Annotated in this window: 28 protein-coding genes; 17 read left to right on the forward strand and 11 right to left on the reverse strand. The window is 38.1% G+C overall.

Annotated features, from left to right (window positions below):
- Window positions 1–110: 110 nt before the first annotated feature.
- From ACQKN2_RS20310 to ACQKN2_RS20320, 3 genes are all read right to left on the reverse strand, one after another.
- On the reverse strand, window positions 111–809 hold the full coding sequence (locus tag ACQKN2_RS20310; RefSeq protein WP_427416551.1) for a hypothetical protein: 699 nt from the start codon (window positions 807–809) through the stop codon (window positions 111–113).
- A 412-nt stretch (window positions 810–1,221) separates the two neighbouring features.
- On the reverse strand, window positions 1,222–2,139 hold the full coding sequence (locus ACQKN2_RS20315; RefSeq protein WP_427416552.1) for an EamA family transporter: 918 nt from the start codon (window positions 2,137–2,139) through the stop codon (window positions 1,222–1,224).
- A 17-nt stretch (window positions 2,140–2,156) separates the two neighbouring features.
- Window positions 2,157–2,720, reverse strand: coding sequence for a GNAT family N-acetyltransferase (locus tag ACQKN2_RS20320; RefSeq protein WP_427416574.1), 564 nt, complete (start codon window positions 2,718–2,720; stop codon window positions 2,157–2,159).
- Between the two features lie 385 nt (window positions 2,721–3,105).
- Here ACQKN2_RS20320 and ACQKN2_RS20325 point away from each other — a divergent pair, with 385 nt between their 5' ends.
- The 5 genes from ACQKN2_RS20325 (at window position 3,106) to ACQKN2_RS20345 (ending at window position 6,699) form a co-directional block, all read left to right on the forward strand.
- Complete coding sequence (locus tag ACQKN2_RS20325; RefSeq protein ID WP_427416553.1) at window positions 3,106–4,053, forward strand: carbohydrate kinase family protein; 948 nt, start codon at window positions 3,106–3,108, stop codon at window positions 4,051–4,053.
- Window positions 4,054–4,073: 20 nt separating this feature from the next.
- Window positions 4,074–4,505, forward strand: coding sequence for a protein-tyrosine phosphatase family protein (locus tag ACQKN2_RS20330; RefSeq protein WP_427416554.1), 432 nt, complete (start codon window positions 4,074–4,076; stop codon window positions 4,503–4,505).
- A 321-nt stretch (window positions 4,506–4,826) separates the two neighbouring features.
- Window positions 4,827–5,030, forward strand: a complete 204-nt coding sequence (locus ACQKN2_RS20335; protein ID WP_427416555.1) for a PLDc N-terminal domain-containing protein — start codon at window positions 4,827–4,829, stop codon at window positions 5,028–5,030.
- Window positions 5,027–5,920 (forward strand): ATP-binding cassette domain-containing protein, encoded by an 894-nt coding sequence (locus ACQKN2_RS20340; RefSeq protein WP_427416556.1) that lies wholly within the window; start codon window positions 5,027–5,029, stop codon window positions 5,918–5,920. The genes ACQKN2_RS20335 and ACQKN2_RS20340 overlap by 4 nt, the downstream gene beginning before the upstream one ends.
- Window positions 5,917–6,699, forward strand: coding sequence for an ABC transporter permease (locus tag ACQKN2_RS20345; RefSeq protein ID WP_427416557.1), 783 nt, complete (start codon window positions 5,917–5,919; stop codon window positions 6,697–6,699). The genes ACQKN2_RS20340 and ACQKN2_RS20345 overlap by 4 nt, the downstream gene beginning before the upstream one ends.
- Before the next feature lie 405 nt (window positions 6,700–7,104).
- Here ACQKN2_RS20345 and ACQKN2_RS20350 read toward each other — a convergent pair whose 3' ends face one another.
- Window positions 7,105–7,830 (reverse strand): DUF421 domain-containing protein, encoded by a 726-nt coding sequence (locus ACQKN2_RS20350; protein WP_427416558.1) that lies wholly within the window; start codon window positions 7,828–7,830, stop codon window positions 7,105–7,107.
- A 120-nt stretch (window positions 7,831–7,950) separates the two neighbouring features.
- On the opposite strand from ACQKN2_RS20350, the gene ACQKN2_RS20355 reads away from it, so the two are divergent.
- A complete protein-coding gene (locus tag ACQKN2_RS20355; protein WP_427416559.1) occupies window positions 7,951–9,156 on the forward strand; it encodes an MFS transporter in 1,206 nt (401 codons plus the stop codon).
- A 584-nt stretch (window positions 9,157–9,740) separates the two neighbouring features.
- Here ACQKN2_RS20355 and ACQKN2_RS20360 read toward each other — a convergent pair.
- Window positions 9,741–10,427, reverse strand: a complete 687-nt coding sequence (locus ACQKN2_RS20360; RefSeq protein WP_427416560.1) for a histidine kinase — start codon at window positions 10,425–10,427, stop codon at window positions 9,741–9,743.
- 835 nt (window positions 10,428–11,262) lie between these two features.
- Here ACQKN2_RS20360 and ACQKN2_RS20365 point away from each other — a divergent pair.
- Genes ACQKN2_RS20365 through ACQKN2_RS20395 form a run of 7 tightly spaced genes read left to right on the forward strand, consistent with a single transcriptional unit; the run spans window position 11,263 to window position 17,029 of the window.
- A complete protein-coding gene (locus ACQKN2_RS20365) occupies window positions 11,263–13,677 on the forward strand; it encodes a Na+/H+ antiporter subunit A (RefSeq protein WP_427416561.1) in 2,415 nt (804 codons plus the stop codon).
- Window positions 13,664–14,086 (forward strand): Na(+)/H(+) antiporter subunit B, encoded by a 423-nt coding sequence (locus tag ACQKN2_RS20370; RefSeq protein ID WP_427416562.1) that lies wholly within the window; start codon window positions 13,664–13,666, stop codon window positions 14,084–14,086. The genes ACQKN2_RS20365 and ACQKN2_RS20370 overlap by 14 nt, the downstream gene beginning before the upstream one ends.
- A 3-nt stretch (window positions 14,087–14,089) precedes the next feature.
- The gene (locus ACQKN2_RS20375; protein WP_079562761.1) at window positions 14,090–14,428 is read left to right on the forward strand and encodes a Na(+)/H(+) antiporter subunit C; all 339 of its coding nucleotides are present in this window, start codon (window positions 14,090–14,092) and stop codon (window positions 14,426–14,428) included.
- Complete coding sequence (locus ACQKN2_RS20380) at window positions 14,421–15,926, forward strand: Na+/H+ antiporter subunit D (RefSeq protein WP_427416563.1); 1,506 nt, start codon at window positions 14,421–14,423, stop codon at window positions 15,924–15,926. Before ACQKN2_RS20375 ends, ACQKN2_RS20380 begins: the two co-directional genes overlap by 8 nt.
- Window positions 15,926–16,408, forward strand: a complete 483-nt coding sequence (locus ACQKN2_RS20385; protein WP_427416564.1) for a Na+/H+ antiporter subunit E — start codon at window positions 15,926–15,928, stop codon at window positions 16,406–16,408. Before ACQKN2_RS20380 ends, ACQKN2_RS20385 begins: the two co-directional genes overlap by 1 nt.
- On the forward strand, window positions 16,408–16,692 hold the full coding sequence (locus ACQKN2_RS20390) for a Na(+)/H(+) antiporter subunit F1 (protein ID WP_079562764.1): 285 nt from the start codon (window positions 16,408–16,410) through the stop codon (window positions 16,690–16,692). The genes ACQKN2_RS20385 and ACQKN2_RS20390 overlap by 1 nt, the downstream gene beginning before the upstream one ends.
- On the forward strand, window positions 16,670–17,029 hold the full coding sequence (locus ACQKN2_RS20395) for a Na+/H+ antiporter subunit G (protein ID WP_427416565.1): 360 nt from the start codon (window positions 16,670–16,672) through the stop codon (window positions 17,027–17,029). Before ACQKN2_RS20390 ends, ACQKN2_RS20395 begins: the two co-directional genes overlap by 23 nt.
- Window positions 17,030–17,284: 255 nt before the next feature.
- Here the strand turns inward: ACQKN2_RS20395 and ACQKN2_RS20400 are convergent, their stop codons facing one another.
- Window positions 17,285–17,512, reverse strand: coding sequence for a hypothetical protein (locus ACQKN2_RS20400; RefSeq protein WP_427416566.1), 228 nt, complete (start codon window positions 17,510–17,512; stop codon window positions 17,285–17,287).
- A gap of 284 nt (window positions 17,513–17,796) precedes the next feature.
- On the opposite strand from ACQKN2_RS20400, the gene ACQKN2_RS20405 reads away from it, so the two are divergent.
- The 4 genes from ACQKN2_RS20405 (at window position 17,797) to ACQKN2_RS20420 (ending at window position 21,443) form a co-directional block, all read left to right on the forward strand.
- Window positions 17,797–18,594: a transporter substrate-binding domain-containing protein gene (locus tag ACQKN2_RS20405; protein WP_427416567.1), complete on the forward strand. Its 798-nt coding sequence runs from the start codon at window positions 17,797–17,799 to the stop codon at window positions 18,592–18,594.
- An 85-nt stretch (window positions 18,595–18,679) separates the two neighbouring features.
- On the forward strand, window positions 18,680–19,339 hold the full coding sequence (locus ACQKN2_RS20410; RefSeq protein ID WP_376074388.1) for an amino acid ABC transporter permease: 660 nt from the start codon (window positions 18,680–18,682) through the stop codon (window positions 19,337–19,339).
- Window positions 19,332–20,054: an amino acid ABC transporter ATP-binding protein gene (locus ACQKN2_RS20415; RefSeq protein ID WP_427416568.1), complete on the forward strand. Its 723-nt coding sequence runs from the start codon at window positions 19,332–19,334 to the stop codon at window positions 20,052–20,054. The genes ACQKN2_RS20410 and ACQKN2_RS20415 overlap by 8 nt, the downstream gene beginning before the upstream one ends.
- A 573-nt stretch (window positions 20,055–20,627) precedes the next feature.
- Window positions 20,628–21,443 carry a metallophosphoesterase gene (locus ACQKN2_RS20420; RefSeq protein ID WP_427416569.1) on the forward strand — a complete coding sequence of 272 codons (816 nt, stop codon included), beginning with the start codon at window positions 20,628–20,630 and terminating at the stop codon, window positions 21,441–21,443.
- A gap of 14 nt (window positions 21,444–21,457) precedes the next feature.
- Here the strand turns inward: ACQKN2_RS20420 and tatC are convergent, their stop codons facing one another.
- The 5 genes from tatC to ACQKN2_RS20445 form a co-directional block, all read right to left on the reverse strand.
- The gene (gene tatC / locus ACQKN2_RS20425) at window positions 21,458–22,306 is read right to left on the reverse strand and encodes a twin-arginine translocase subunit TatC (RefSeq protein ID WP_427416570.1); all 849 of its coding nucleotides are present in this window, start codon (window positions 22,304–22,306) and stop codon (window positions 21,458–21,460) included.
- Window positions 22,307–22,317: 11 nt separating this feature from the next.
- Window positions 22,318–22,521 carry a twin-arginine translocase TatA/TatE family subunit gene (gene tatA, locus ACQKN2_RS20430; RefSeq protein ID WP_100546241.1) on the reverse strand — a complete coding sequence of 68 codons (204 nt, stop codon included), beginning with the start codon at window positions 22,519–22,521 and terminating at the stop codon, window positions 22,318–22,320.
- Between the two features lie 32 nt (window positions 22,522–22,553).
- Window positions 22,554–24,266, reverse strand: a complete 1,713-nt coding sequence (locus tag ACQKN2_RS20435) for a GMC family oxidoreductase (protein WP_427416571.1) — start codon at window positions 24,264–24,266, stop codon at window positions 22,554–22,556.
- Window positions 24,267–24,283: 17 nt separating this feature from the next.
- Window positions 24,284–25,030: a gluconate 2-dehydrogenase subunit 3 family protein gene (locus ACQKN2_RS20440; protein WP_427416572.1), complete on the reverse strand. Its 747-nt coding sequence runs from the start codon at window positions 25,028–25,030 to the stop codon at window positions 24,284–24,286.
- 451 nt (window positions 25,031–25,481) lie between these two features.
- Window positions 25,482–25,697 carry a hypothetical protein gene (locus ACQKN2_RS20445; RefSeq protein ID WP_427416573.1) on the reverse strand — a complete coding sequence of 72 codons (216 nt, stop codon included), beginning with the start codon at window positions 25,695–25,697 and terminating at the stop codon, window positions 25,482–25,484.
- Between the last annotated feature and the right edge of the window lie 72 nt (window positions 25,698–25,769).

Raw genomic sequence — 25,769 nt, forward strand, 5'->3', positions numbered from 1 at the left:
TTTTCAAAGCAAAATTAAAAAATTAAAAGCGCGAGAAATCAACGTTTTTAAAATTGATTTCTCGCGTTTTTGACAGGTTTTATCCCAGCCTCTTTAAGCTTCTATATTTTTTAAAACCAAAACCAAATATCTTCATACCAAGTCTCACTTCCAACACCGGATATATTTAAATATGATTGATTTTCAAAAATAGTGTAAAGAGTCGAGATATTTTGGATTTTTACATTTGAAAAATTCGCTTGCGCATATTTCTCACCAGCTATTTTTCCTGCAGTAGCGATTGTTTTTGTACCCTTTAAAAGAGACCAAGCACTACCGTTTGTAGAAATGTTAGGTATTACTCCTGTAGCACTCACAGTAACTTTAGATTTCATACTTGAAATTGTTCCTCCACCAGAGTACCCTGTATACCCCCATCCACTAAAACTATAATAAGCTAGACTTGACAATGTTCCACTATTATCCACTTTGCCATATATTGCATTTTGTCCTTTTCCCCCAAAGTTAGAAGATGATTTAGAATCAGAAGTAGAAGCACCTGGATATACCATAGCAGCACGTGAGTCAATATTCGTATCGGAAGAAATTAAATTAGGGTTATATTGTGGGTAATCTTCTTTAGATACTTCATCTAATTCAGGTTGGTTTTCAAGTTTTAATACTTCTTTAACTTCATCAGGCATTATATCACTATCCAATTGATCAAGATCTTCTGGATTCCAACTAGCAGCATCTACTTCCTTATCTACCCCTAGAAAAATAAAACCTATACAAAGAAAACTGGCCATCTTTAATTTAAAGTTGTTCATATCATTCTCTCCTCGTATAATAAATTTAAGTTTAATATGCTGGGGAAATAATTTATTTATCTTTATTCTAATTCCCTATAAGCTATACTTCTTATATGGGAGATATTGTATATTCCTCATGTTTTCACCTCCTTTACCTGATATTAAACTATGTATTTATTTAAGGTGGAGAAATATTCATATGTGAATTATTTTCTGATTGAACGATAGAAGGAGTAAAGGCTGCAAGACTCTGTTATCAACTTTAGATTAAGGGTGAATATAACATTGCACTAGTTGATTGAAAACGGTAATTTCAGACCACAATTTACGGCGTTAATGTATCAGCGCTTGGGTTATAAAAGTTAATACGGAAAAAAGGGAGATGTATCAAAAAATATGATACATCTCCCTTTCTAATTTAGATTAAAATTTACTTACTATTAGGCTCTAAAGATTTATCCTTTTTTCGTCGCTGCGAAATTATTGTCGGTAGCATCATACCTAGAATAACCAAAATAATACCCGCTATTTGTAAAAGAGTTAAAGGTTCATGTAAAACAATAACTGAAACAGTTACAGCCACGGGTAACTCCATAGCGCTTAAAATAGAGGCAAGAGCTCCTCCCACCTTTGGAACAGCTATAGAGAATAAATAAATCGGCAAAATAATACCGAAGAGTCCTAATGCTAGTCCGAATTTCCATAAACCACCGGCAAATAATTTACCGTTCCAAAGAACTTCAGGGTTTAGGAAAATACTAATGATGATAAGGGCGACAAAGGAAACTATCAGCACGCGTGATGTAGTTGTAATACCTTCCACATGACGAGAGTTAAATTGGATAAAGCAAGCAAAAGTAAAGGCAGCAGCAAAACCTAGTAGCCAGCCTTGAATAGCAATGCCGCTTAAATCTACATTTAGTACACCAGCAGCTAAAATAGTTCCAGCGAATAATACAATAATTGAAATCACTTCAGTTCGGCTTGGTAGGCGTTTATGAAGTGCGCAATCTAATAATAAGCCTATCCACGTGAATTGGAAGAGCATTACTACTGCAAGAGAGGCTGGTAGATACTTTAATGATTCTCCGTATACAATCCCTGTAGTACCGGTAAATATCCCGGCACACACTAAAATAAGCAGCCCTTTTTTAGAAAGCTTCGGTAATTGCCTTTGTGTCACTATAAAAATAGTTGCAACAAGCATAAAGCCAATAATATATTGACTTGATACTGCCTCTCCTGTTGTAAAGCCATGCTGCATAGCTACTTTGACAATTGTCGATAGTATTCCGTAGCTACTAGAAGCAATGACAATCAAAAGGGGATATATTAAATTCGTTTTCATGTTTTTTATTTCACTTCCTAAAATTGTTTCACCATATGATGAAATGGTTCATCAATGATAGACCACGGCTCTGTAATAACAAAGCCCATACGTTCATAAAGGCGACGAGCGTCCTCTTTTTCTGTTTCAACATTTAATGATAATTTTGTATAACCTCGTTTTTGTGTTTCCTCTAAGGCGAATTGTAATAATAATGTTCCAATTCCTTTACCACGAGCTTCTGGTGCTACACAAACAGTATCAATATAATATTCATCTTCATGCGCTTCTTTATCGATGATTACAGATGGCGCATTTTTTTCTTCAAGCCATTTTACGAGATTCGCATCCATGTGAATGGCTTCGACACCATTATAGTAAACAAGAATTCCTAGTACTTGCTCATTCTCAACAGCAACAAAAGTATTTAAATAGGAATGTCGATTATCCTCACGCTTGAATAGTACAGTAAGTTCTTGTTCGACTGCTTCAGCTGTCTGTTCTCCTGTTAAACGGTTGGCAATTTCACCAATCGCATCAATAATTAGTGGTATAACGACATGGGCATCCTGTGGTTGCGCTTGTCGAATTGTAATACTCATTGTCAAAATCCCTACCTTTCTATACGCAAGTATAACAAAGATAAAGGCTGACTCAAGTTTTTGAATTAATGGTGATATTCTGACGGCATTTTTACCTTCTTTCATCGGGTGTCCAAACCCCTGATGAAATAGAGGAACTCAGTAAAAGAGCGCCACGTCCTGTGGCATTACCGAAATGACCGACATTGTGCAGGCCTAAGCACAATGTCGATTCCGGACGCATTGTTTATCTGCGCGACAGCGGCAAGTGTTTTCTGTAGCGAAAGCAAAGCGACAGCTACAATTATGCCAAGCTGTATTTGATTATTTTTCCGAAAGTTTAAAACTTTATACGATATCTGATTTCGTGTTAATCTATAATGACTAGAGTTTCGGGAGGACAACCATGACAAAGGAAGATAAGGATTATATTTTAGTTTATGGAGATGCTTTTATTGACTATATCGCTGATGATGTAACAAATACATCATTTACTAAATATATGGGTGGTGCGACGGTAAATGTTGCTGCGGGAATTAGCCGTATCGGCGCTCCATCTGCATTAATTACGATTACTGGAGACGACGAGGGCTCTCAATTCGTTCGAGATGGTCTTGCACAAGAAGGGGTAAACCTGGATTATGCTGTATTTGACCCTGCGAAGCGTGTTAGTGGTGTCTATGTACATTTAACAGAAGCATGTGAGCGAATTTTTAAAGATTATGTCGATGAGACGCCAGATTTACAAGTAGAAGCAACACAGTTAAACGAAGCAGCTTTTAAACATGCATCTGCTTTAACAGTATGTTCGGGGACAATGTTCCATCCTACAGCCCTTGATACAACACGTGCTGCTGTAGAGATGGCAAAGGAAAAAGGCGCCATTATCGCAATGGATGCGAATATTCGCCCTCTACGTTGGAGTAGTGAGCAAGTTTGCCGTGAAACGATCACGTTATTTTTTGAGCAAGTAGATATATTAAAGGTTACTGATGAAGAATTATTTTTCCTGACAGAAACAACTAGTTTGGAAGAGGGAATTGAGCAATTAAACAGTTATTTAGTGCCTGTTATTTTAGTAACAGTAGGGGAAAATGGCACTTATGCAGTATTAAATGGTGAAGTTATCCATGTACCGACAGAAAAGGTTGTGCCAGTAGATACTACAGGTGCTGGAGATGCATTTATGGCTGGAGTATTACGCGATGTTCATTACAATGGTTTACCTACAACAGAGGAAGAACTTGTGCGTTGTGCAAGCTTTGGCAATAAGCTTGGTGCTTTGGCTGCCACTAAAGCAGGGGCATTAACAGCTCTTCCATACTATGATGATATTAAGCATTTACTTAAATAGTCGTTTGGAGTGTGCATACAATGGAGAAAAATTACGATGTATTAGTGAAGGATCGATTATTCTTTGGCGGTGCGAAAGATGCAGATGTAGCTTTTGAACAAGAAACGGTGGATATCGTGATTGATGTGCGCGTAAATGGCTTATCTAATGAGGAGCAGGAAGCGGCTTCATATGTGTACAAGCATATGCCAATTGCTGATGAGGACATAGAAGTAGCGCCATCTATTCAAAAAGTTGCGAAAGAAATTGTTTCTGCCTATAAGAATGGGCAGAAAGTGTACTTCCATTGCGGAAGCGGGGGAGGTCGCGCAGGAGTGGCTGCCACTGCTGTATTAATGGAGCTTGGCATGACCGATTCTCTAGAGGAAGCGGAAACAGCTGTAAAGAAAGCGCGTCCACAAGTAACAATTCGTCCGAAAATGGCAGATGCTTTGCAGAAGTTATATAAATAAATGAGAAGATGTACCGAAAAGGTTTTTTCAACTTTGGTACATCTTCTTTTTTAATTCTTTTTGAAAGGTAGATGTCGATAAACATTAAAAGTTGGGCGATAAAGCGTGAAAGTTGATCGATAAAATTAAAAAGTTGGGCGATAAAACGTGAAAGTTGATCGATAAAATTTTAAAGTTGGGTGACATTTTGTTAAAGCGTATGTCATGCGATAGATTGATTGGAGCGAGCAACGCGGCTCATTCTCAATATATTAAATTGTGCTATACATATTAGAACAGTTTTTGTTATAGTAATAGTATAACAAAGATGAGGTGATCTGTATGATGGAGGAGTTGGCGAAAGTTCCATGGGCAATCATAGCACCACTAATTGTGGTCCAATTTATTTTAATGATTGTAGCTCTAGTTGATTTGCGTAAAATCCATGCAACAAATGGTCCTAAAGTTTTATGGGTGTTTCTTATTATTTTTACAAATATTATTGGGTCGATTGCGTACTTTGTAGTGGGGAGAAAACAATCATGACGATATTATTCCAGGTAACAGGACTTACAAAGCAATTTGCAGAGAGAGTAGTTGTGGACGGAATCGAGTTCACATTAGAAAAAAATACATCGACAGCTTTAATTGGACCTAATGGCGCGGGTAAGACAACGACATTATCGATGCTAACAGGTTTATTAAAACCAACCTCTGGAAGTGTGAAAATGCTGGATGGTAATGTAAGAGCTAATATTGGTTTCTTGCCGCAATATCCGCAATTCCATCCTTGGTTAAGTGCGTTAGAGTTTACTGAAATGGCTGCAAAGTTAAATGGTGTGCCTGCAAAAAAAGCAACATTAGAAGCACAAAAAACACTTGAGTTTGTAGGACTAGGTAATGCTTTAAATAAGAAGATTGCTACATTTTCTGGTGGCATGAAGCAACGGCTTGGAATTTCCCAGGCAATTGTGCATAAGCCTAAATTACTGTTATTGGATGAACCTGTGTCTGCATTAGATCCGGTAGGTCGTAGGGAAGTTCTTGATTTGTTAAAGGGCTTACAACAAGAAACAACTATTTTATATTCGACGCATATTTTAAATGATGCCGAAGAGATGACAGATCAATTATTGTTTTTACGTGATGGGAAGCTAGTAGAACAGGGGACATTACGTGAAGTTCGACAACGTTTCGATGAACCAAATTATGTTGTAGAATTTAGCACTGAAAAAGAGGCAAAACTTTTTGCCAGTCAATCTGAACTTATTGGGAAAGCAAAGGGCAGTAATGTTTATATAGAAATTATTGATGCGAAGCCGAGTATGCAAGAGCTGCTTCAATATTTAAGTAGTAGTCCTTATAAAATACGAAAAGTGGAGCGACAAACAGCATCACTTGAAGAGATTTTCATGAAGGTGGCGAGAAAAATATGAGAGGATTTACTGTACTTCTGCAAAAGGAATTTAGAGAAGCTTGGCGAAGCTGGAAGTTTTTATGGATACCTCTTGTATTTGCATTGCTCGGTATGAGTGACCCACTAACAAACTATTACATGATGGATATTTTAAATGCTGTTGGTAACGTACCAGAAGGCTTTGAAATGTTGATGCCGGAATTAATGCCAGTTGACCTATTACAAGCTTCCATTGGGCAATTTCAAACGATAGGTTTACTCGTATTAATAGCTTCTTTTGTAGGAACTATTAGTAAAGAAAGAGCAAGTGGAATGGCTACTTTATTGTATGTCCGTCCTATATCGTTCGGCGCTTATTTTATGAGTAAATTTATCGTCATGAGTACAATTAGCTTTATTAGCATTTTAGCTGGTTTTGCTGCGAGCGTATACTATACGGTCGTGCTTTATGGGACATTTGAGATAGGATCACTTATGGCAAGTTTTTTCACGTATTTTTCTTGGCTGCTCTTTGTGATAGCAGTGACATTAATGATGAGTGCGACTTTTAAAACAGTGGTAGCAACAGCATGTGCATTTGCTTTTATATTTATTGGGCAAATATTAGACGCTTTAGTTGGGGCGTTTTGGACAATATCACCGTGGAAATTACCGGTATATGGCGTTCAATTAATGAGGGGCACGATGGAGATGCCGGATTATTGGTGGAGCCTATCTATTACATTAGTTATCACGTTAATTTGTATGAGTATAGGGATTTTGACGATGAAGAAAAACGCATCGATGACGAAAATATAACTTCTTTCAGACGATTCCGGACGCAATTATGCCCTGCCAATAGAAAACTATAGTGTACTTAGCCACATGGTTACAGTAAGAACTCCATGTCTGTTGAAACACATAAGTACTGTTTTTAAACGAGCATCAACTTGATAGATTCTTATCGAGTTGATGCTTTTTATTTAAATTAGATAATAAGGTTTTATATTATTGATGATATTTGTTTATAAGCGTATTTAAGGTAATTATTATCTTAAGTGCGATTTTTTATTTTCGCATAGTTACTAGGGTGATTAAAAAAAATTTTTTTAAGCAAGGAGTGGAGTGGGGACGCCGCTTTAAAGCTTTATACATCAAAAACGAATCGGCATTGTTACATCATTAGATATTGTAGAAATAGATAAAGCAAGACGATACAAGCTGTTAAGAGCTTGATCGTCTTGCTTTATCCTTCATGCTAATATAGAGGGAGCCATTTGTTTGAACCTGAGCAAAATAAACATCTTCAACAGATTGGACATTTTGCTTTTTCAGCTTTTTCATAAGCCAATCTTCAGTTAATTCAAGTTCAACTAAGTTTTCATAAATAACCTTCCCATCTGAAGCTACTTCTGTTGGTATATAGGTTGGTGGTGTAACATCGGCCTTTACATCTTGTTTTGTAGCTGGTTGTTCAGCAGGCTTTGGTAGCACACTTAGTTTACCCGTAGTTTCAAGTAACGCATATTGTACATCTTGTACAGAGAATACGGCTTGTTCCCTTAGCATCATCGCTAATTCATCCATATGCAAACGATTCTTCTTTAAGGCAGACTCTAAAATAATGCCATTTTGAATAAGGATTGTTGGCTTGTCATCAACAATCACACGAGCTTTTTTAGATTTAATGGTAATGATGGTCATTAAATATGTTAAAACGCTCCACCAAATGAGGGCAATGAGTCCATCTAAAAAAGGTGTCTCAGCCTGTGCTGCTATTTCTGATGCAATGGAACCAAATGTGATACCCGTTGTATAGTGGAAGAATGTAAGTTGTCCAAGCTGTTTTTTTCCTAGTAGTCGGGTTACGATGAGTAATGCAAAGAAGGAAAGGGTGGACCTAAGTATCATTTCCCAAAAATCAGCTTTAAAAAATTCGTCTATATTCATACATAAATCAACTCCCTTAAAACTGCTATTTCAATAAATAGCTTGTGCAAAAAGGTTAATAGTATGCGACGATCTCTTATAAATGGAGATTGAATAAAATTGGAAAGTGTAGGTGGCGACATGAATAAGAAAATAGAAAATTTAAATAATCCGGTCTATCCCATTATGATTGCAATAGCTGTTGCTCATCTTATCAATGATACGATGCAAGCTGTTATTCCGGCGATGTTCCCAATATTGAAGAGTGATTTAGGGCTAACTTTCACACAAATAGGTCTGATTTCGTTCGCATTAAATATGTTTGCCTCTGCCTTGCAACCGGTTGTAGGTTTTGTTAGCGATAAAAAGCCGATGCCTTATGCTTTACCAATTGGTATGATTAGTTCATTTATTGGCATAGCCATAATAGCGTTCACATCACAATATTGGATAATAATTATTGCAGTATTATTTTTAGGATTTGGCTCTGCTATTTTTCATCCTGAGGGTTCACGTGTTTCCTTTATGGCAGCAGGCTCAAAAAGAGGGCTTGCTCAATCGATTTACCAAGTCGGAGGTAACTCCGGGCAAGCACTTGCACCATTAATTAGTGCTTATATTTTCGCTATCTTTGGACAACGTGGTGCAGCAATTGTCTTAGTAGTGGCAGCAATAGGTATTCTACTATTAAGTAAAATTGCAACGTGGTATAAAAAGCAGTTGGAGCAAGAACGTCTGGCAAAGAAAAAACGAGTATTAGTTTCTAATTTGCCCCCATTAACAAAGAAACAAGTAGGCATTGCGTTGACGTTACTATTTACTATTATTTTTGCGAGATCATTTTATACAACTAATATTACAAGCTTTTATGTGTTTTATTTAATGAATCATTATGGGGTTAGTCTTCAGCTTGGCCAAATTTTAATTTTCACTTTTATGGCATTTGGCGTCGTCGGTACATTTTTCGGAGGGTCATTATCAGATCGAATTGGTAGAAAAAACGTTATTTTACTGTCCGTTGTTGTTCCGATGCCATTTTGTTTAGCGTTACCTTATGTACCATTATGGGTAGCTATCATATTTTTAGTGATTATCGGTACACTCATTATGATCAGCTTCTCGGTAACAGTTGTTTACGCGCAGGAGCTTGTTCCGACAAAAATTGGTACAATGGCTGGTTTAACAACCGGCTTTGCTTTCGGAATGGGTGCAATAGGTGCGATGGTCATTGGTGTATTGATGGATCATAAGGGTATTGATTTTACGATGATGGTCGTATCTTTACTACCTTTATTATTACTAGTAGCATTTTTCCTACCTAAAGATAAACCTGCTTCAGTGGCGTAACGCTCAGGTAAGAATGAAAAATAAAAACGCTACTCCTAATTGCATTGCATAAAGCTGTATGGTGATTTTTTGAGAGGAGCATCGAAACAGTCTGTTTTCCTCCAAGGTGAGGATTTAGATTGGATGTTTTTGGTGTTTTAATCAAAGTTATTGTACTATTTTGGTTCAGCTTGCTATTCATACAATAATGATGAGGAACTGTTGATTTTTCACGGAGAGTGGCGACTCCTGCGGGATGAGCTTGCGCTGAAAGCCCCGCAGGAACGTAGTGACGAGGAGATTGATCAATTATGCCTCGGCATAATTGCGTCCGGAATCGGCTTTGTGCTTGCACAAAGAACTCCTTTCCGATTCCGTGACATCCGCCGGAGGCTTTAACTTCTTTCAGCAAATGTCTTTTGTACCGAAAGCGTAGCGACAGGTACAAATGTTTGGACACCCGCTGAAAGAAGTTGAAGCCAAGCCCGCGGAAAGCGCCAACTCGGAGTGAAAATCAACTTTTGATTAATGCTACACTTTAATTTATATTCATTATTTTATAGATAAGCTAAAACGCGTTCTCATATTAGAGGAACGCGTTTTTATTATTGACGTAATGGTGATAAAAATTCAGATGGAAGTTTTCCCTTATCTAGTATATAGCCTTCTGATATGTGAACTTCATGCATTTTATCATTGTAAGTGAATTTAAAAATACCATTATCAAAGTCAGTACCAATCTCTTTGAAGAATATCCCTTCAATGGATACATATTTAGGACAAGTAAATGCTACTTTAAAGTCTTCATGTTCTTGGATTAAATAAGCACGTACACCTTTCTCATATGTATCGTTTGCATCATCGTCAGTTGGACGTTGGACAGCAACGATGTGAAAATCAACAAAAGGAACCTCTTTTAATAAAACATTTAGGAAGGAACCTTTTGTAATCTCTTCCCAGCGACTTTGTGCGCTTTGACCTACGATAATTTGTGAAATTCCGTAATTTTTTGCCACTTCTGCAATAACCTTTTGTATAGGACGCTTTTCATTATCTTGTAATATGAACTCTTCAACTTCAAGCTCATCAGATAACTTTTTCCATTGCTCAATGTAGCTAGATTTCTCTGCATCAAATGCATCAAGGGGTTGCGAATCGACCGAAAGGATATAGAGTGGACAGTCTAGCATTGTAGCCATTTTATGACCACGTTGTATTAATCGCTCGCCGTTAAGCCCATAGTAAACACAAACTAATATACTTTCGTCTAAACGCCCTTTTACATGCTTCATAAAAATTAACACCTCGTATCTTGTTGTTATTTTGTTAATTCTACTGTCGATTTTGAAAAAAATATCCTAAAACAGCTAAAATCGATGCTGATACAGTGCATTATGCTCATTTATATTGTATACTAAAAGACGTATAAAAGTTAATGACAATATATCGGGAAAGCCTTGAGAAAACTGGGTTATCTTTATACTTTACAGTTATTTGATTTATGCATTTCGTGCATTTAAACCGATTGCTTCTATATGCCACACTATTATGCAGTTAGTTAAATAGATAGTCAAGTGACTTGGTACGCCAATGTGTGTGTACATATTATCTCATTTAAAAGTCAGGCCATTCTCTAAATGGTTAAGGCGATATTGGTTATTCAGGCTTCCTAGGATATGAAGCTAAATAGCCGAAAAGGTTCCCCAGGTTTTATGCAGTGCTACCATTAAAAACTTCTTCCTGCATAAAATATGTGCTGAATGTTGAATGAACAAAAATTGTCTTTATTTATAATATTTATTACTTCAACACATACCACTTACTTTCCAATTCCAGTTTGTTACGTGATAAAAAATCAAATTTCAAGAAAATTTCTGATATGTTAGTTAGCTTTATTTATTCAATATCTGCCTGGTGATAGGCAAAAAGGCTTTACTATTTTTCAGTGTAAACGTCTGCTGATTAAAGTTAGAGTCTCCAGCAATTGCTATAGATTTTTTGTGTGCGATATAAAGTATAAACAGTAGTAACTTCAGTATATTTGGGAATACTTTATTATCGGTTATCACAGTTTTTCGCACTATAGTAAACAGTTGCTGAACGAAATTGATAGTAGGAGGTTTTCACTTGGTTACAGTTCTCATTGCGATACTTTTGCCATTTGTTTGTGCTGCGCTTATTCCACTACTTTATAGGCGACTAAGGCGTGTTGCACATCTTGGCTGGTTTGTTTTATCCGTTCCATTCATCCTGTTTCTTTTACTCGCGCGCTACATTCCTCAAATTGCCGAGGGTAAAACGTTTATTCATACATATGAGTGGATTCCCTCTTTTAATATAAATTTCACAACATACCTCGACGGACTCAGTATGATTTTTGGTTTGCTGATTACGGGTGTAGGTAGTTTAGTCATTTTATATTCTATATTTTATTTATCAACGAAAGAATCACTTCACCATTTTTACTGCTATTTATTACTATTCATGGGCGCTATGCTTGGCGTCGTCTTTTCAGATAATTTAATGGTATTATACACATTTTGGGAGCTAACAAGTGTATCTTCATTCCTGTTAATTGCATTTTGGCATCATCGAAAAGCATCTCGTGCTGGTGCAAGAAAAGCCATGACAATTACCGTTTTCGGTGGCCTTTCAATGCTTGCAGGCTTTTTAATGCTTTATGTAGCATCAGGTACATTTAGCATACGTGAAATCGTAGCCAATGTAGGGGTTATAAGCGATCATACACTGTTTATCCCAGCGTTAATCCTTATACTAATCGGTGCATTTACTAAATCTGCACAGTTTCCTTTCCATATTTGGTTGCCAGATGCGATGGAGGCGCCAACACCTGTCAGTGCTTACTTACACTCGGCAACAATGGTAAAGGCCGGGATCTATTTAGTTGCGCGTTTTTCTCCAGTATTTGGAGGAGAGGCGGTTTGGTTCTGGCTAGTCAGTGTGATTGGCCTTGTAACGTTGTTCTGGGGCTCATTTAATGCGGTGCGGCAAACAGATTTAAAGGCGTTACTGGCCTTTTCAACGGTTAGCCAGCTCGGTTTAATAATGAGTTTATTTGGACTAGGATCCGTTGGTCATTATTATGGCTATGCTGCAGATACTGTTCTTTACACGCAGGCAAGTTTTGCAGCGTTGTTTCATCTCATTAATCACTCCACATTTAAAGGTGCACTATTCATGATGGTCGGTATTGTCGATCATGAGGCGGGCACACGTGATATTCGCCGTCTTGGAGGGTTAATGGCCTTAATGCCGGTAACTTTCACAATTGCAGTCATTGGCGGATTTTCTATGGCAGGATTACCTCCATTTAATGGTTTCTTAAGTAAAGAAATGTTTTTCACCGCGGCACTAGCTATTCGCGATGTAGAGGCATTTTCAATTTCTGATTTGGGACTGTTATTTCCAATAGTGGCATGGGTGGCAAGTATCTTTACATTTGTCTACTGTATGATTTTAATCAGTCGAACGTTTTTCGGAAAACTACAGCTTGATAAGTTGGATAAAAAACCGCATGAAGCTCCGTTAGGCATGCTACTATCGCCAATTATTCTGTGTGTCTTTGTAGTTGGGATATTCTTCTTCCCAAATGTACTAGGGCATTATATTTTAGAGCCTGCTATGGCAAGTATTTATCCAACATTCCCATCAACTAATGAATTAACACCACATATTCATGCTTGGCATGGCATTAATGCTGAATTGTTAATGACTCTTGGTGTCATTATTATAGGGATCATCTTATTTAAAACGTTAAAAAGCTGGAAGCCTTTGTATCGGATATTCCCGCAAAGATATACGTTTAATATGTATTACAATCGTTTGATTGAGTTTGGTGAAAACAGTTCTGCAAAGCTTACGAATCGTTATATGACAGGTAATTTAACACATTATTTTGTCTATATATATGTATTCTTTGTTGCCCTTATCGCAGGATATTTTATATGGTCAGATGCTACTGCATTTAATTTTGCGAAGGATTCCGCAATTGAGTCCTATGAGCTCATTTTAGTGTTTGTAATGATGTTCGCTGCAGTATGGATGATTTTCGCTAAAGGACGCGTAACAGCAATGTTATTGAATGGCGTGCTTGGTTATTCAATCGCATTTTTCTTTGTTATTTTCCGTGCTCCTGATTTAGCATTAACGCAATTAGTCGTAGAATCTGTGACAACTGCTTTATTCCTTCTATGCTTTAAATATTTACCTGATTTAATGCCTGAAGCCTCTCGCAAAAAAATGCAATGGTCTAAGGTCATTATATCCATTTTCGTTGGCGCCACAGTTACATTAATAGGCTTAGCAGTTGTCCATTTCGATCGCTTTGAGCCAGTAGCTACTTATTTCAATGATTCCTACAAGTTGGCGGGTGGTTCAAATATCGTCAACACCATATTAGGCGATTTCCGTGCATTTGATACGATGCTAGAAGTTGTCGTTCTTCTGATTGCTGGCTTAGGAGTGTATACATTAACGAAGCTAAAGCCACGAAAGGAGGAAGCGGATCATGAAAATAAATGACGTTATTTTACGTACGGTCACAAAGACAATCGTATTCATTATTTTAACTCTTGGTATTTATTTATTCTTTGCAGGGCATCATGCGCCGGGTGGCGGTTTTATAGGTGGTCTCGTGCTAGCCTCTGGCATCGTTCTACTGTATTTAGCGTATGACATTGAAACAGTGCATAAAGGGATGCCATTTGATTTTAAAAAAGTTGCAGCGCTTGGTGTATTACTTGCGACTGGCACAGCAATAGGCTCACTATTTTTTGATGTTCCGTTTTTAACGCAGACACATAGTTATATAAATGTACCGATATTCGGGAAGATGGGCTTTTCGACTGTAACCATTTTCGAGGCTGGTGTGGCTTTAACTGTAGTAGGTGTTGTAGTCACAATTATTTTAAGTATAAGTGAGGATGAGTAGCCAATGGAGTCTTTAATACTAGTTTTAGTTGGTGTATTAGTAGCTGTTGCGACGTACTTAATCCTCTCGAAACAGTTATTACGTGTGATTTTAGGAACGGCGGTATTATCGCATGCGGCGCATTTACTGATTTTAACGATGGGCGGACTGAAGAAGGGGAATGTCCCGCTTTTAGAGGAATCAGAAGGTCCTTACACAGATGCTCTGCCGCAAGCATTGATTTTAACTGCAATCGTAATTAGCTTTGCGGTAACGGCGTTTGTGCTTGTTCTCGGTTACCGAGCTTATAAAACGAACGGTTCGGCGAATTTTGATGAATTGAGAGGTACGCCGGATGAGTAATATGATTGTTTTACCATTAATTGTGCCGGTTATAACGGCCATTTTACTTGTGTTTTTACGTGACAATGTTTTTTTGCAGCGCATCATTAGTTTGTTGACATTAAGCTTTGTTGCCTTTATTAGTGTTATTTTATTGCTAGAGATTCAAAAACAGGGTGTAATGCGTATTGATTTTAGTGGCTGGGCACCGCCATTCGGCATTTTATTTGTTGCTGATTCGTTCGCAATGCTTCTTGTATTAGTGGCGAATATTGTCGCAGCCATTTGTCTGTTATATGCCATTTTTACAATCGGTAAGAACTTTGAAAAGATGTATTTTTACCCGTTTGTCCTACTGATGGTAGCGGGTGTGAATGGCTCATTTCTAACAGGGGATATTTTTAACTTGTTTGTGTGCTTTGAGGTGATGTTACTTGCTTCTTATGCACTCATTAGTTTAGGTGGCGAGAAAGTTCAGCTGCGAGAGGCATTAAAATATGTCCTTATTAATATTGTTGCATCTTGGATTTTCCTAGTGGCACTAGCTTTTTTATATGGAACCGTTGGAACGTTGAATATGGCACATATTTCTGTCCGCGTGATGGAGCTAGGAGCCGACCCACTAATCACGACTGTGGCTCTTATTTTCTTAATTGTCTTTAGCTTGAAGGCTGGCCTATTATTATTCTTCTGGCTTCCAGGCTCATACAGTGTACCTCCAACAGCTATAGCCGCACTTTTTGCAGCATTATTAACAAAGGTTGGAATTTATGCGCTAGTTCGTACTTTTACATTACTTTTCCCAAATAATACTGAAGTGACTCATATGGTGCTAGGAATTATGGCAGGACTTACGATTATTGCTGGATGTATGGGAGCACTAGCAGGACGAGATGTCAGGACAATTGCCGCTTATAACGTCCTTATTGGTGTTGGCTTTATAGTAGCTGGTCTAGCGATCGGTACGGAGTCTGCCTTACAAGGCGTAACTTACTATTTGATGCATGATATGGTAGCTAAGGCCATGCTGTTTTTAGCAGTTGGCATGATGATGTATGTTACCGGTGAAACGGTTATTGATAAAATGAGTGGGCTTATTCGAAATTACCCTCTATTTGGCTGGTTATTCTTTATTGTCATGTGTTCCCTTGCTGGGATACCACCATTGAGTGGCTTTTTAGGTAAGGTTTTAATTGGACAAGGAGCTATTGAGGGTGGGAATTTTGTTCTACTAGGGCTAGGATTTTTATCTAGTTTAATTGTTTTGTATTCACTATTACGAATATTTCTCTCCTCATTCTTTGGAGAAACGATTATTAGTCTAGAGGATGAAAAACCGTTACCAAAGCGTATGGTCTTACCATTAACATTATTGGCAGCTTGTACAATTGCTTTAGGAATTGGAGCTGAATGGATGGCTCCATATGTAACAGATGCAGCAAAGACACTCTATACGCCATCGATCTATATTGATGCAGTGCTGGATGGCACAACATGGCAAGGTGAGGTGAATAAATAATGGCGATGCAATTTATCTTAAATTTATTTATCGCAACACTTTGGCTCTTGTTACAGGATGAAGTTATACCACAGTTTTCGACATTTTTAATGGGGTTTATCGTCGGAATAGGGATTTTATATGCGATGCACCGCTTTTACGGCACACAATTTTATTTACGACGTGTGTTTTCAATCATTAAATTATTATGGCTCTTTAATTGGGAGCTACTATTATCGAGTTACAGCGTATTAAGACAAATAACTACTCCGAAGCTCACTATAACTCCTGGAATATTTACGTATAAAACAGCGCTAAAAGGAGATTGGGAAATAACGGCTCTTGCGTTGTTGCTCACTCTGACTCCAGGTTCAGTCGTGATGGAAGTTTCTGAAGAGGGAGATATGTTTTATATTCATGCAATGGATATTGAACAATCAAAAGAAGCTGTCATTCGTTCAATAGGGAAATTTGAACAAGCGATCATGGAGGTGACACGTTAATGATTGATAAAATTTTACTTTTGGCTCTTGCATTATTCAGTGTATCGATTGCGTTGTCGCTGTTTCGTGTGATTCGGGGTCCTTCGTTGCCTGACCGTGCTATCGCACTTGATACAATAGGTGTTAATTTACTTTCAGCAATCGCTATCGTCTCTATTATTTTGAAAACAAAGGCGTATTTAGAAGCCATTTTAATATTAGGGATTTTAGCTTTTATCGGCACAATTGCGTTTACGAAATATATTGAAAGAGGTGTGATTGTTGAACGCAAATCAAATGATTGAATGGGCGGCAGTCATACTTATATTGATTGGCTCCGTTGTAAGTGTTATTAGTGCATTTGGGATGATTCGTTTACCTGACGTATACACGCGTTCACATGCTGCAACGAAAAGTTCGACATTATCGGTCTTAACATGTTTATTAGGCGCATTTATTTACTTTTGGGTTCATGATGGATATGTTAGTGTACGTTTAATTTTAGGAATTGGATTCGTTTTTGTAACAGCTCCTGTAGCAGGGCATTTAATATGTCGTGCTGCGTATCGCTCTCGCGTACCTTTAGCAGAAGGGTCAGGAGAGGATGAGCTAAAGGAAAAGCTATTTGCAGATGAAAAATAAGTGGCAAACCTCCAAAGGCATAAATGTGAATCTATAAATAAAGGTTAATTTCCACTCCGAGTGGACGCTTTCCGCGGGCCTGGCTTGCTTCAAGCTCCTCGTGGTTTTCAGCGCAAGCTTATCCCACAGGAGTAGCGTTAGTAAATAATCTGAGACCCCATTTTCGGGGTCTTTTTTATTAAAACTCTCAATTAAAGGAATGTTTATGCACTTTGAAATGATTTGCTCATCACCACAAGTTGAGGATTACATTTGTTAAAACGTCCGCCATGTACAAGTTGTTGGAAGTGCAAGTGAAGCAGGGGAGCGAAGGCTAAAAGCAGCGCGTCCTGTGATAACGCCTTCGTGACCAACCTCGTGTTGCGATGTTGTTGTTGTTGCTGCCGCTTCGCTTTCGCACAGACAAAACCATGTTGCTGCCGCTTCGCTTTCGCACAGACAAAACCATGTTGCTGTTGCTTCGCTTTCGCACAGCACAGACAACAGGACGCCCCAAGAAAGCGTCTGGCCGGAACGGAAATCAACCCCACGTTATGATGAGGAGGGTATTTTTTATGGGGGAAATCTGAATGTATTGATTTTTCGAAAAATTATGTATATAATGTTTTATCGGGAAATTTTCAGATTAGCTTGATTATTACTTCGAAAGAGTATATCTTATTAGCAGATAGATATTTATTCTCTGCAGTGAATAAATATCCATTCAATTATTTTCGAGAACAAGAGTTTCATAAACAATAAAACATAAATAAAAGGAGATTGTTAATATGAAGAACAAATTTTTCATGCTTATACTCGTTCTAGTAATTGGTGTACTAGCAGCATGTGGCGCAAAAGATGATAAGACAAGCGATAAAGATTCAAATGCTAGCGGTGGCACAGAACAAAAGCAAGTATTAAAAGTAGGTACTTCATCTGATTATGCACCATTTGAGTATGTTGATGCTGCAAAAGGTGAAGATATTATTGGTTTTGATATTGATTTAATTAAATTAGTTGGTGAAAAGATTGGTGCAGAAATACAAGTTCAAGATATCGACTTCAATAGTCTAGTGCCAGCTTTACAAGCAGGAAAAGTTGATATTGTTATTTCTGGTATGTCACCTAATGAAGAACGTGAAAAAGTTGTAGATTTCTCTGATAAATATAATCAAACAGAGCAAGTATTTATTGTGAAAAAGGATAGTGGAATTAAAAAAGAGGCTGATTTAGCTGGTAAAAAAATTGGTGTTCAAAACGCTTCTATCCAAGAAACTTTAGGTAATAAAATTGCAAAAGAAGTAGATGCTACTGTTGAAGGACGTACTCGAATTCCTGAAATTGTTCAAGACATGATGTCTAAGCGTATAGATGCTGGGATTGTAGAAAGTGGCGTAGCAAAAGGTTATCTTGATACGAACGATAAACTAGAAGCGTTCCCTGTTAAAGAGCAACCTGAAGACTTTAAAGCAATCGCTGTTCCAAAAGGTAGCGATCTTAAAGATAAAATAAACAAAGCATTAAAAGAATTAGCTGCTGAAGGTAAAATTAAAGAGCTAGAAGACAAATGGTTAAAAGTTAAATAAGCTAGTTTAACTGCGATAGCTCTATTTCGAGCTATCGCTTATATCTTTCATTTCCTGAAAAAAGAACAAGAAAGGAGGGGGCACTGTGAATTTAGATTTTACAGCTATCATTCCCTCTATTCCTTATATACTAAAAGGAATAGGTGTCACACTTCAAATTGCAATCGGCGCATCAATCATTGGTTTTATAGTTGGTATATTACTAGCGTTATGCAAAATTGGTAAAGTGAATGTTTTACGTTGGTTTGCAGATTTTTATACATCGATTTTCCGTGGTACACCGCTCGTACTACAATTAATGATTATCTATTATGCAGTGCCACAATTATTAGATATTCAAATTGATCCTGTTCCAACGGCTATTATTGCATTCGGGTTAAACTCAGGTGCTTATATTTCAGAAATCATTCGCGCTGGTATTAATGCGGTTGATAAAGGACAGATGGAAGCGGCACAAGCACTAGGTATTCCATATGCGAAAATGATGAAAGATATTATTATCCCACAAGCCGTAAAAAATATTTTACCATCTTTAGTGAATGAATTTATTACATTAAATAAAGAAACAGCTGTTGTTACGGTTATTAGTGCACTTGATATTATGCGCCGTGCTTACATTGTAGGTGGTTCAACATATCGCTATCTTGAGCCTTTACTATTTGCGGGTGTAATCTACTACATTATGACGCTTGTCTTAACGTTCCTTGGTAGACGAATTGAGAAAGGAATGAGAAAAAGTGATTAAAATTGAAGATTTACACAAATCATATGGACAAAACGAAGTACTAAAGGGTATTTCAACAGAAATTAAAGAAAAAGAAGTAATTGCTATTATTGGTCCATCAGGGTCTGGTAAATCAACATTCCTGCGCTGCTTAAATTTATTAGAAGAGCCAACGAGTGGAAAGATTACAATTGCGGGCGACGTTCTAACGGACAAAGGGACAAACATTATGAAGATCCGTGAAGAAGTCGGTATGGTATTTCAGCATTTTCATCTTTTCCCTCATAAAACGGTACTTGAAAATTTAACATACGCACCGATTAATGTGAAAGGAATGGATAAGACAGCGGCTATCGAAAAGGCTGAAGATTTATTAACGAAAGTAGGCCTATTTGAAAAGCGCAATGAATATCCAAGCCGTCTATCGGGAGGACAGAAGCAACGTGTTGCCATTGCCCGAGCACTTGCAATGGATCCAAAAGTAATTTTATTTGACGAGCCTACCTCAGCTCTTGACCCTGAAATGGTAAAAGAGGTATTAGCCGTTATGAAAAATCTTGCTGATACGGGTATGACGATGCTAATCGTAACGCATGAAATGGGCTTTGCACGTGAAGTGGCTGACCGTATACTATTCCTTGATGGCGGAAAGTTAATTGAGGACTCACCACCAGAACAGTTTTTCTCAACACCATCTACACAGCGTGCGAAGGATTTCTTAGAAAAAGTATTATAAGTGATAAAACGCATTTAGACTCTATTCAAGGAGTGTCTAAATGCGTTTTTTGTTAACCTATCAATAGGACAGTTAAAATAAGATTTCTTTTCAAAAGAAAGCATCAATATGTACATTTATTCAATCTCACTATTTATTGAAATAGGTAGTAAGCATTTGTAATCCCAAAATCTCCAAGAGACTAACGCGAAGGCGGAGTTAGACTTTTTGTGCTATTTGTGGATTTTTAGAGCATATGCTTACAATTACCTTGTTTTATGCTTATAATAGGGGAGTCAGATTTTTATCTTCATTCAGTAGAAGCTCCCACCTCTGAAGGTGATGAGATGAATGTGGATGTTGGTCCTTTCAGGAGGTATCCCAACACCTACTGAAATAGAGGAACTCAGTTTAAGAACGCCACGTCCTGTGGCAATAACTGAGTGACCAACATCACGTTGGCCCAAAGCCTCCGGCGGATGTCACGGATTTTCAAAGGAATGAAATTGTGCAGGCACAATTCAAAATCCGGACGCAATTACGCCAAGGCGAAATTGATCTGATGAAAAGTAGCCACAAAGTGAGCGATTGCGATTGAAAAAATTATTATATGTAGCTTTTTTTGTTGTTTTTATAGTCATTTTTTTGTACGTAAACAATCATTGGCTGGTTGTAAGCAAGCATGAATTCGAGTCAGAAAAAATGCCTGCCAATTTTGATGGGCTACGCATTACGCAAATAACAGATTTACAGGATGCTCTCTTTGGTGAACATCAAGAGAAACTCATAGCAAAAGTGAAGACAACAAATCCTGACCTGATTTTTATTACAGGTGATTTAGTTGATAGTAATCGTTATAATTTGGAGCGAAGCTTGCAAGCTGTTAGAGGATTAGTTAAAGTAGCGGATGTCTATTATGTACTAGGAAACCATGAAGTAGCGACGAATAAAGTGAATGTAATTTATGACGAGCTATCATCGTTAGGGGTACATGTGTTGTCCAATGAATCGACCGTTATTGAGCGCGACGGGGAGCGTTTGGCGATTGTTGGCATCGAAGATCCGCTATCGGGTAGAACAACGAAAGAAATGCTAGAGATAGCAACAAAAAATGTTCCGCCTAATGTATTAACAATTTTACTAGCGCATCGACCAGAAGTGTTTAATACGTATGTGGAATTTGGAATTGATTTAGTATTTGCAGGACATGCACATGGTGGACAAGTTCGAATTCCTGGTATTGGTGGTCTTTTTGCACGAGGACAAGGAATACTCCCGAAGTATACGGCAGGCGTTGTTGAAGAAGGAACAACAACTATGGCCGTTAGTCGAGGATTAGGTAACAGTACAGTACCTATTCGAATTTTTAACCCACCAGAGATTCTTGTAATGGAATTAAAGAAAAAATAAGCACTGCGTCTTTGCTACGCAGTGCTTTCTATTTGTTTACGCTCTATACGTTTAACAAGATAAATACTTATTTCATATAAAATAATCATTGGAATTAATACGAGTAGCTGACTAATAAAATCGGGTGGTGTAATCACAGCGGAACCAACGCCCATCCCGATATATGACCAGCCTCGTATTTTTTTCATGGATTCAGCTGTTAGGATCCCTATGGACGATAAAAAGAGGGCTACGATTGGTAATTCAAAGAGTAGTCCGAGTGGTACAGTTGTCATCACTAAAAAATGCATGTATTCATTTGCTGATACCATCACATCAAAATTAGTTGCCCCTACACTCACTAAAAATGAATAGCTGAGTGGATTAACAATAAAGTAACCGAAAGATACGCCTAATAAAAAGAGTACAAGCATGACCGGTGCATAAAGACCGAGGAAACGGCTTTCTTCTTCTTTTAAACCTGGCTTTACGAAACTCCACAAAAAATGAACTAAAAATGGCATAGATAGCCCGAATGCTAGTGTTGTGGAAATCGTCATGTAAAATTTCACAACCTCTAAAGGCCCCAAAATAATTAGTGAATGTCCTCGAGTGACATAAGGAAACCAAATATTAATGGTAGAGAAAACGATAATAAAAAATAGAATAAATACGATAAGCCCTTTAATCATTTGTTTTCGTAGTTCAGTGAGATGTTCGAGCAGAGATACAATTGGAAAAAGGGGTTGTTCATCTACTACCATAGCCTGCTCAATTGTCTCTTCCGGAACTTTAACAAAAGCCTCTACAGGCGTGAGAGGCTCGGCTTCTTTCTTATCAAGTGGACTTAAATATTTTCTTTTTCCTTCTTCATATGGATCCATAGGAAAACCTCCTACGAAGCGTCAGATTTTTTTTCTTCTTTTTTCGCGGAATCATCCTCATCATCGATAAGCCCCTTCGTGGACTTTTTAAACTCTGCGAATGTCTTACCGACTGCACCGCCGATTTCAGGCAATTTTTTTGGACCAAACACGATTAAAACAATGACCAAAATAATGATTAACCCAGGTACTCCAATTGCTCCAAGACCTCCCATAGTCTTGCCTCCTTTTACTAAAATGTCTGTTTTTAAACTAAGGAACCACCTGATTTGCTATATTTCACAACACCTTCTGCACAGCGGTAGGCTAGTGCCCCTAAAGTACCGGTAGGGTTGTAGCCGCTATTGTGCGCAAAGTTTCCAGCACTCACAGCAAATAGATTTTCTACATTCCAATGCTGCAGGTAGTTATTCACAACGCCATCTTCTGGCTTTAAGCTCATAACTGTCCCGCCTGTATTATGGGTTGTTTGATACGGTACAATATTGTAATCAGTAATTTCGGCATTTGGGACAACAATTTTGGCGCCCATTTCTTTCATAATGTCAGCTGCACGTGCAGAAATATATTTATGAAGTGCACGATCCTGATTCGTAAAATTATACGTTAACTGCATTAGAGGTAAGCCGTAAGCATCCTTATACGTAGAATCAAGAGATAAATAATTCTCTTTATGTGGCATTGAAGCCCCTTGTGCACCAATCCCGAATGAGCGTGTATAGTAATGAATCGATTGTTTTTTAAATTCTGCACCCCATATTGGCGTATCAGGAGGTGTTGGATTCGAGCCGATAGGGCGTGCACCTGTTTGTGTTAGAGCGATATTTCCGCCGTGAATAAAATCTAAGTCACTATGATCGAAATTATCACCATTATAGTTATCTAAACTCATACCGAGTGAACCTGCACCCATAAATGTGTTATACTGCTCATCAAAAAATCCTGCTGCACCCGGTAGTATTTGATAGCAATAGTTTCTTCCAAGTGTCCCTCTTCCAGTAGCTGGATCATAGCGTTCTCCAATGTTAGAGACCATCAAGAGCTTGGCATTATTAAAGACATAACTAGTAAGTACAACAGCATTTGCTGGTTGAATAAATTCTTCACCAGATATCGTATCGATGTATCGGACACCAGTTACTTTATTGCCTTTCTTTAAGATTTCAACAACATTGGAATTATAGCGTAAGTCAAAATTATTTGTTTTTAATGCAGTAAGAACAACAGTAACCTCTGCAGATGATTTGGCGCCATATTCACAACCAAAGCGCTCACAGAAGCCGCAATATTGACAAGCATTAATCGTTTCACCGTCAGGGTTCTTATAAACTTCTGATAAATTTGCAGAAGGAACCATGTAAGGTGATAATTTTAATTTTTTTGCAGCTGTTTCAAATTGCGTAAGCATCGGTGTCATTTTCATAGGGCCGGTCGGATAAGGATTTGAACGTTTTCCGCTAAATGGATTTTTATCATCTCCAGAAATACCTGCCGTTTTTTCGAATTTGTCGAAATAGGGCTCAAGCTCATCGTATGTTAATCCCCAATCCTGTAATAAATAATCAGGTCCAAGCTTTTTCGATCCATACCGTTTGTCTGTTAATGTTTTAATTTGAAAATCATATGGTAAGAAGCGATACGTCATACCGTTCCAGTGTGTACCAGAGCCGCCAAGCCCTTCACCAAGTAAAAAGGAACCGAGCTGACGCATAGGCAATGCCTTCATATTGCGATTATTACGGAAGCTTACGGTTTCTTTTGAAAGGTTTTGCATAATATCGTAACGAATTGCATAGCGATATTCGTCATGGACCGTCAGATAATCCTCTGTGCCACGCCTTTGGCCACGTTCTAAACCAACGACCTTTAAGCCAGCTTTTGCGCACTCTGCAGCGACAATGCCGCCGGTCCAGCCTACCCCTACTGTAACAACGTCTACACTTGGTAATGTTGTTGCCATTTTTTAACCCCCTTATATTAGTGGCTACCTAATGAATTAGGCTCAATTTTTTGGAATTTCGGATCTTCAATTTGAGTAATATACGCCATTTGATGACCAGGGAAGCCTTTCATACGCCAGCCATCCATATTGCGATTCCCACCATATATAGGGTCAGAGTAAGCGCCCTCTAATGTTGCGGCTCGTAATAAAGTAAAGAAGAAAGCAGATGTGACACCACTCATTTGCACGTCACCTTTCTGGAAGGCAGTTAAAATTTCGTCCATTTGCTTCCCATCAATATCATTAAAGCTCTTTTTATAGCGATTCAGTGCTTCCGACTCCAGCTTTTGAACCCCTTGCTTAAAAATTTCTGCACGGGTTAATCGACTCTGATAGCCTTGTGTTGGAGCACCTTCACCAAAGGGGCCATGCATATATTCTTTAGAATTACTGCCGTATTGCCCCGCTAGCTGATGATCGATAAAATAAGGCACATCTAAGCCCTTTGCCCCTGGACCTAAATCGTCCTCAGGAAAAATACGTTCAGTAGCATTTGCTAAAATATTAAAATCTCGTTGATTCATAAAAAACATTTTAGCTTTTGGCGAACCCGTCTCTTCAGTAGCAGTTCCGTGCTGACCATGTTCTAGCGTGGCAGTTCCTTTGCTAGGCATGTTATAGCCTACAAGACCTCCTATTAAGCCACCGCCGACTAATGTACCCGCTGCGATCCCCGTTGTTTTTAAAAAATCACGACGTGAAATATCCTTTTCTGGACTCATCGAAAATCCTCCTCTCAAAATGTATAGAAACTATTCTATTTTTTATAATCAGCAAAAAAAGGAAATAATAATCAGGTATCTATGGAAAAATTTTTTATTTAATCCAACAGGTGAGTCGGTTAAATGTAATTGAAATAAATTGTGGATAAATTGTGCATTAATCATGGATAAATTGTGCATTAATCATGGATATCTTGTGGATAAAGAAGGCTGCTGAGAAATCGATAGCTTCATCTGAGCAAATGTTTGTGGATAATCATCGATGGGGGAGATAGCAGCGATAGAAAGTGCAGCTAGTGATGATGTGTATGTATGAATGTAGGAGCTTTCCTAGTAATGGGGAAGGCCCTTATAGGCTTGAAAAACAATGACAAGAAAACATTTATGTATATTGTGGGTCTTTAAATGAGGATGATTTTAGTCCATATTACTACTTTCCTGTGGATAAGTGTCACATCTCTTCTTCCACTTTGTGATGTCGCTTCGCTTTCGAACAATAAACATTTGTTACTGAAGATACAGACAATGTAAAAGTCGTTGATTGGAGTGGAGACTGAGCGACTCCTTGGGGATTAGCGATAGAGGAACGAAGGCTAAAATCATCACATCCTGTGATAACGCCTTCGTGACCAACATCGGTGCTGTTGCTGTCGCTGCGCTTTCGCACAAACAAAACCCTCTGCTGCCGCTACGTTAGCACTACGCTTTCGCGCAGAAAACATCTGTTGGCCCGAGACCC

Origin of the sequence: Lysinibacillus sp. NPDC093688 (genome assembly GCF_050280145.1) — a bacterium.
GTDB classification, from domain to species: Bacteria; Bacillota; Bacilli; order Bacillales_A; family Planococcaceae; genus Lysinibacillus; species Lysinibacillus xylanilyticus_B.

Excerpts from the sequence above, each read along its gene's own strand:
- ACQKN2_RS20385 (WP_427416564.1), top strand. The coding sequence starts at position 15,926 with ATGGCGATGCAATTTATCTTAAATTTATTTATCGCAACACTTTGGCTC.
- ACQKN2_RS20325 (WP_427416553.1), top strand. The coding sequence starts at position 3,106 with ATGACAAAGGAAGATAAGGATTATATTTTAGTTTATGGAGATGCTTTT.
- ACQKN2_RS20315 (WP_427416552.1), bottom strand. The coding sequence starts at position 2,139 with ATGAAAACGAATTTAATATATCCCCTTTTGATTGTCATTGCTTCTAGT.
- ACQKN2_RS20340 (WP_427416556.1), top strand. The coding sequence starts at position 5,027 with ATGACGATATTATTCCAGGTAACAGGACTTACAAAGCAATTTGCAGAG.
- ACQKN2_RS20355 (WP_427416559.1), top strand. The coding sequence starts at position 7,951 with ATGAATAAGAAAATAGAAAATTTAAATAATCCGGTCTATCCCATTATG.
- ACQKN2_RS20320 (WP_427416574.1), bottom strand. The coding sequence starts at position 2,720 with ATGAGTATTACAATTCGACAAGCGCAACCACAGGATGCCCATGTCGTT.
- ACQKN2_RS20370 (WP_427416562.1), top strand. The coding sequence starts at position 13,664 with ATGAAAATAAATGACGTTATTTTACGTACGGTCACAAAGACAATCGTA.
- ACQKN2_RS20435 (WP_427416571.1), bottom strand. The coding sequence starts at position 24,266 with ATGGCAACAACATTACCAAGTGTAGACGTTGTTACAGTAGGGGTAGGC.
- ACQKN2_RS20440 (WP_427416572.1), bottom strand. The coding sequence starts at position 25,030 with ATGAGTCCAGAAAAGGATATTTCACGTCGTGATTTTTTAAAAACAACG.
- ACQKN2_RS20335 (WP_427416555.1), top strand. The coding sequence starts at position 4,827 with ATGATGGAGGAGTTGGCGAAAGTTCCATGGGCAATCATAGCACCACTA.
- tatC (WP_427416570.1), bottom strand. The coding sequence starts at position 22,306 with ATGGATCCATATGAAGAAGGAAAAAGAAAATATTTAAGTCCACTTGAT.
- ACQKN2_RS20330 (WP_427416554.1), top strand. The coding sequence starts at position 4,074 with ATGGAGAAAAATTACGATGTATTAGTGAAGGATCGATTATTCTTTGGC.
- ACQKN2_RS20310 (WP_427416551.1), bottom strand. The coding sequence starts at position 809 with ATGAACAACTTTAAATTAAAGATGGCCAGTTTTCTTTGTATAGGTTTT.
- tatA (WP_100546241.1), bottom strand. The coding sequence starts at position 22,521 with ATGGGAGGTCTTGGAGCAATTGGAGTACCTGGGTTAATCATTATTTTG.
- ACQKN2_RS20380 (WP_427416563.1), top strand. The coding sequence starts at position 14,421 with ATGAGTAATATGATTGTTTTACCATTAATTGTGCCGGTTATAACGGCC.
- ACQKN2_RS20360 (WP_427416560.1), bottom strand. The coding sequence starts at position 10,427 with ATGAAGCATGTAAAAGGGCGTTTAGACGAAAGTATATTAGTTTGTGTT.
- ACQKN2_RS20345 (WP_427416557.1), top strand. The coding sequence starts at position 5,917 with ATGAGAGGATTTACTGTACTTCTGCAAAAGGAATTTAGAGAAGCTTGG.
- ACQKN2_RS20375 (WP_079562761.1), top strand. The coding sequence starts at position 14,090 with ATGGAGTCTTTAATACTAGTTTTAGTTGGTGTATTAGTAGCTGTTGCG.
- ACQKN2_RS20405 (WP_427416567.1), top strand. The coding sequence starts at position 17,797 with ATGAAGAACAAATTTTTCATGCTTATACTCGTTCTAGTAATTGGTGTA.
- ACQKN2_RS20390 (WP_079562764.1), top strand. The coding sequence starts at position 16,408 with ATGATTGATAAAATTTTACTTTTGGCTCTTGCATTATTCAGTGTATCG.
- ACQKN2_RS20350 (WP_427416558.1), bottom strand. The coding sequence starts at position 7,830 with ATGAATATAGACGAATTTTTTAAAGCTGATTTTTGGGAAATGATACTT.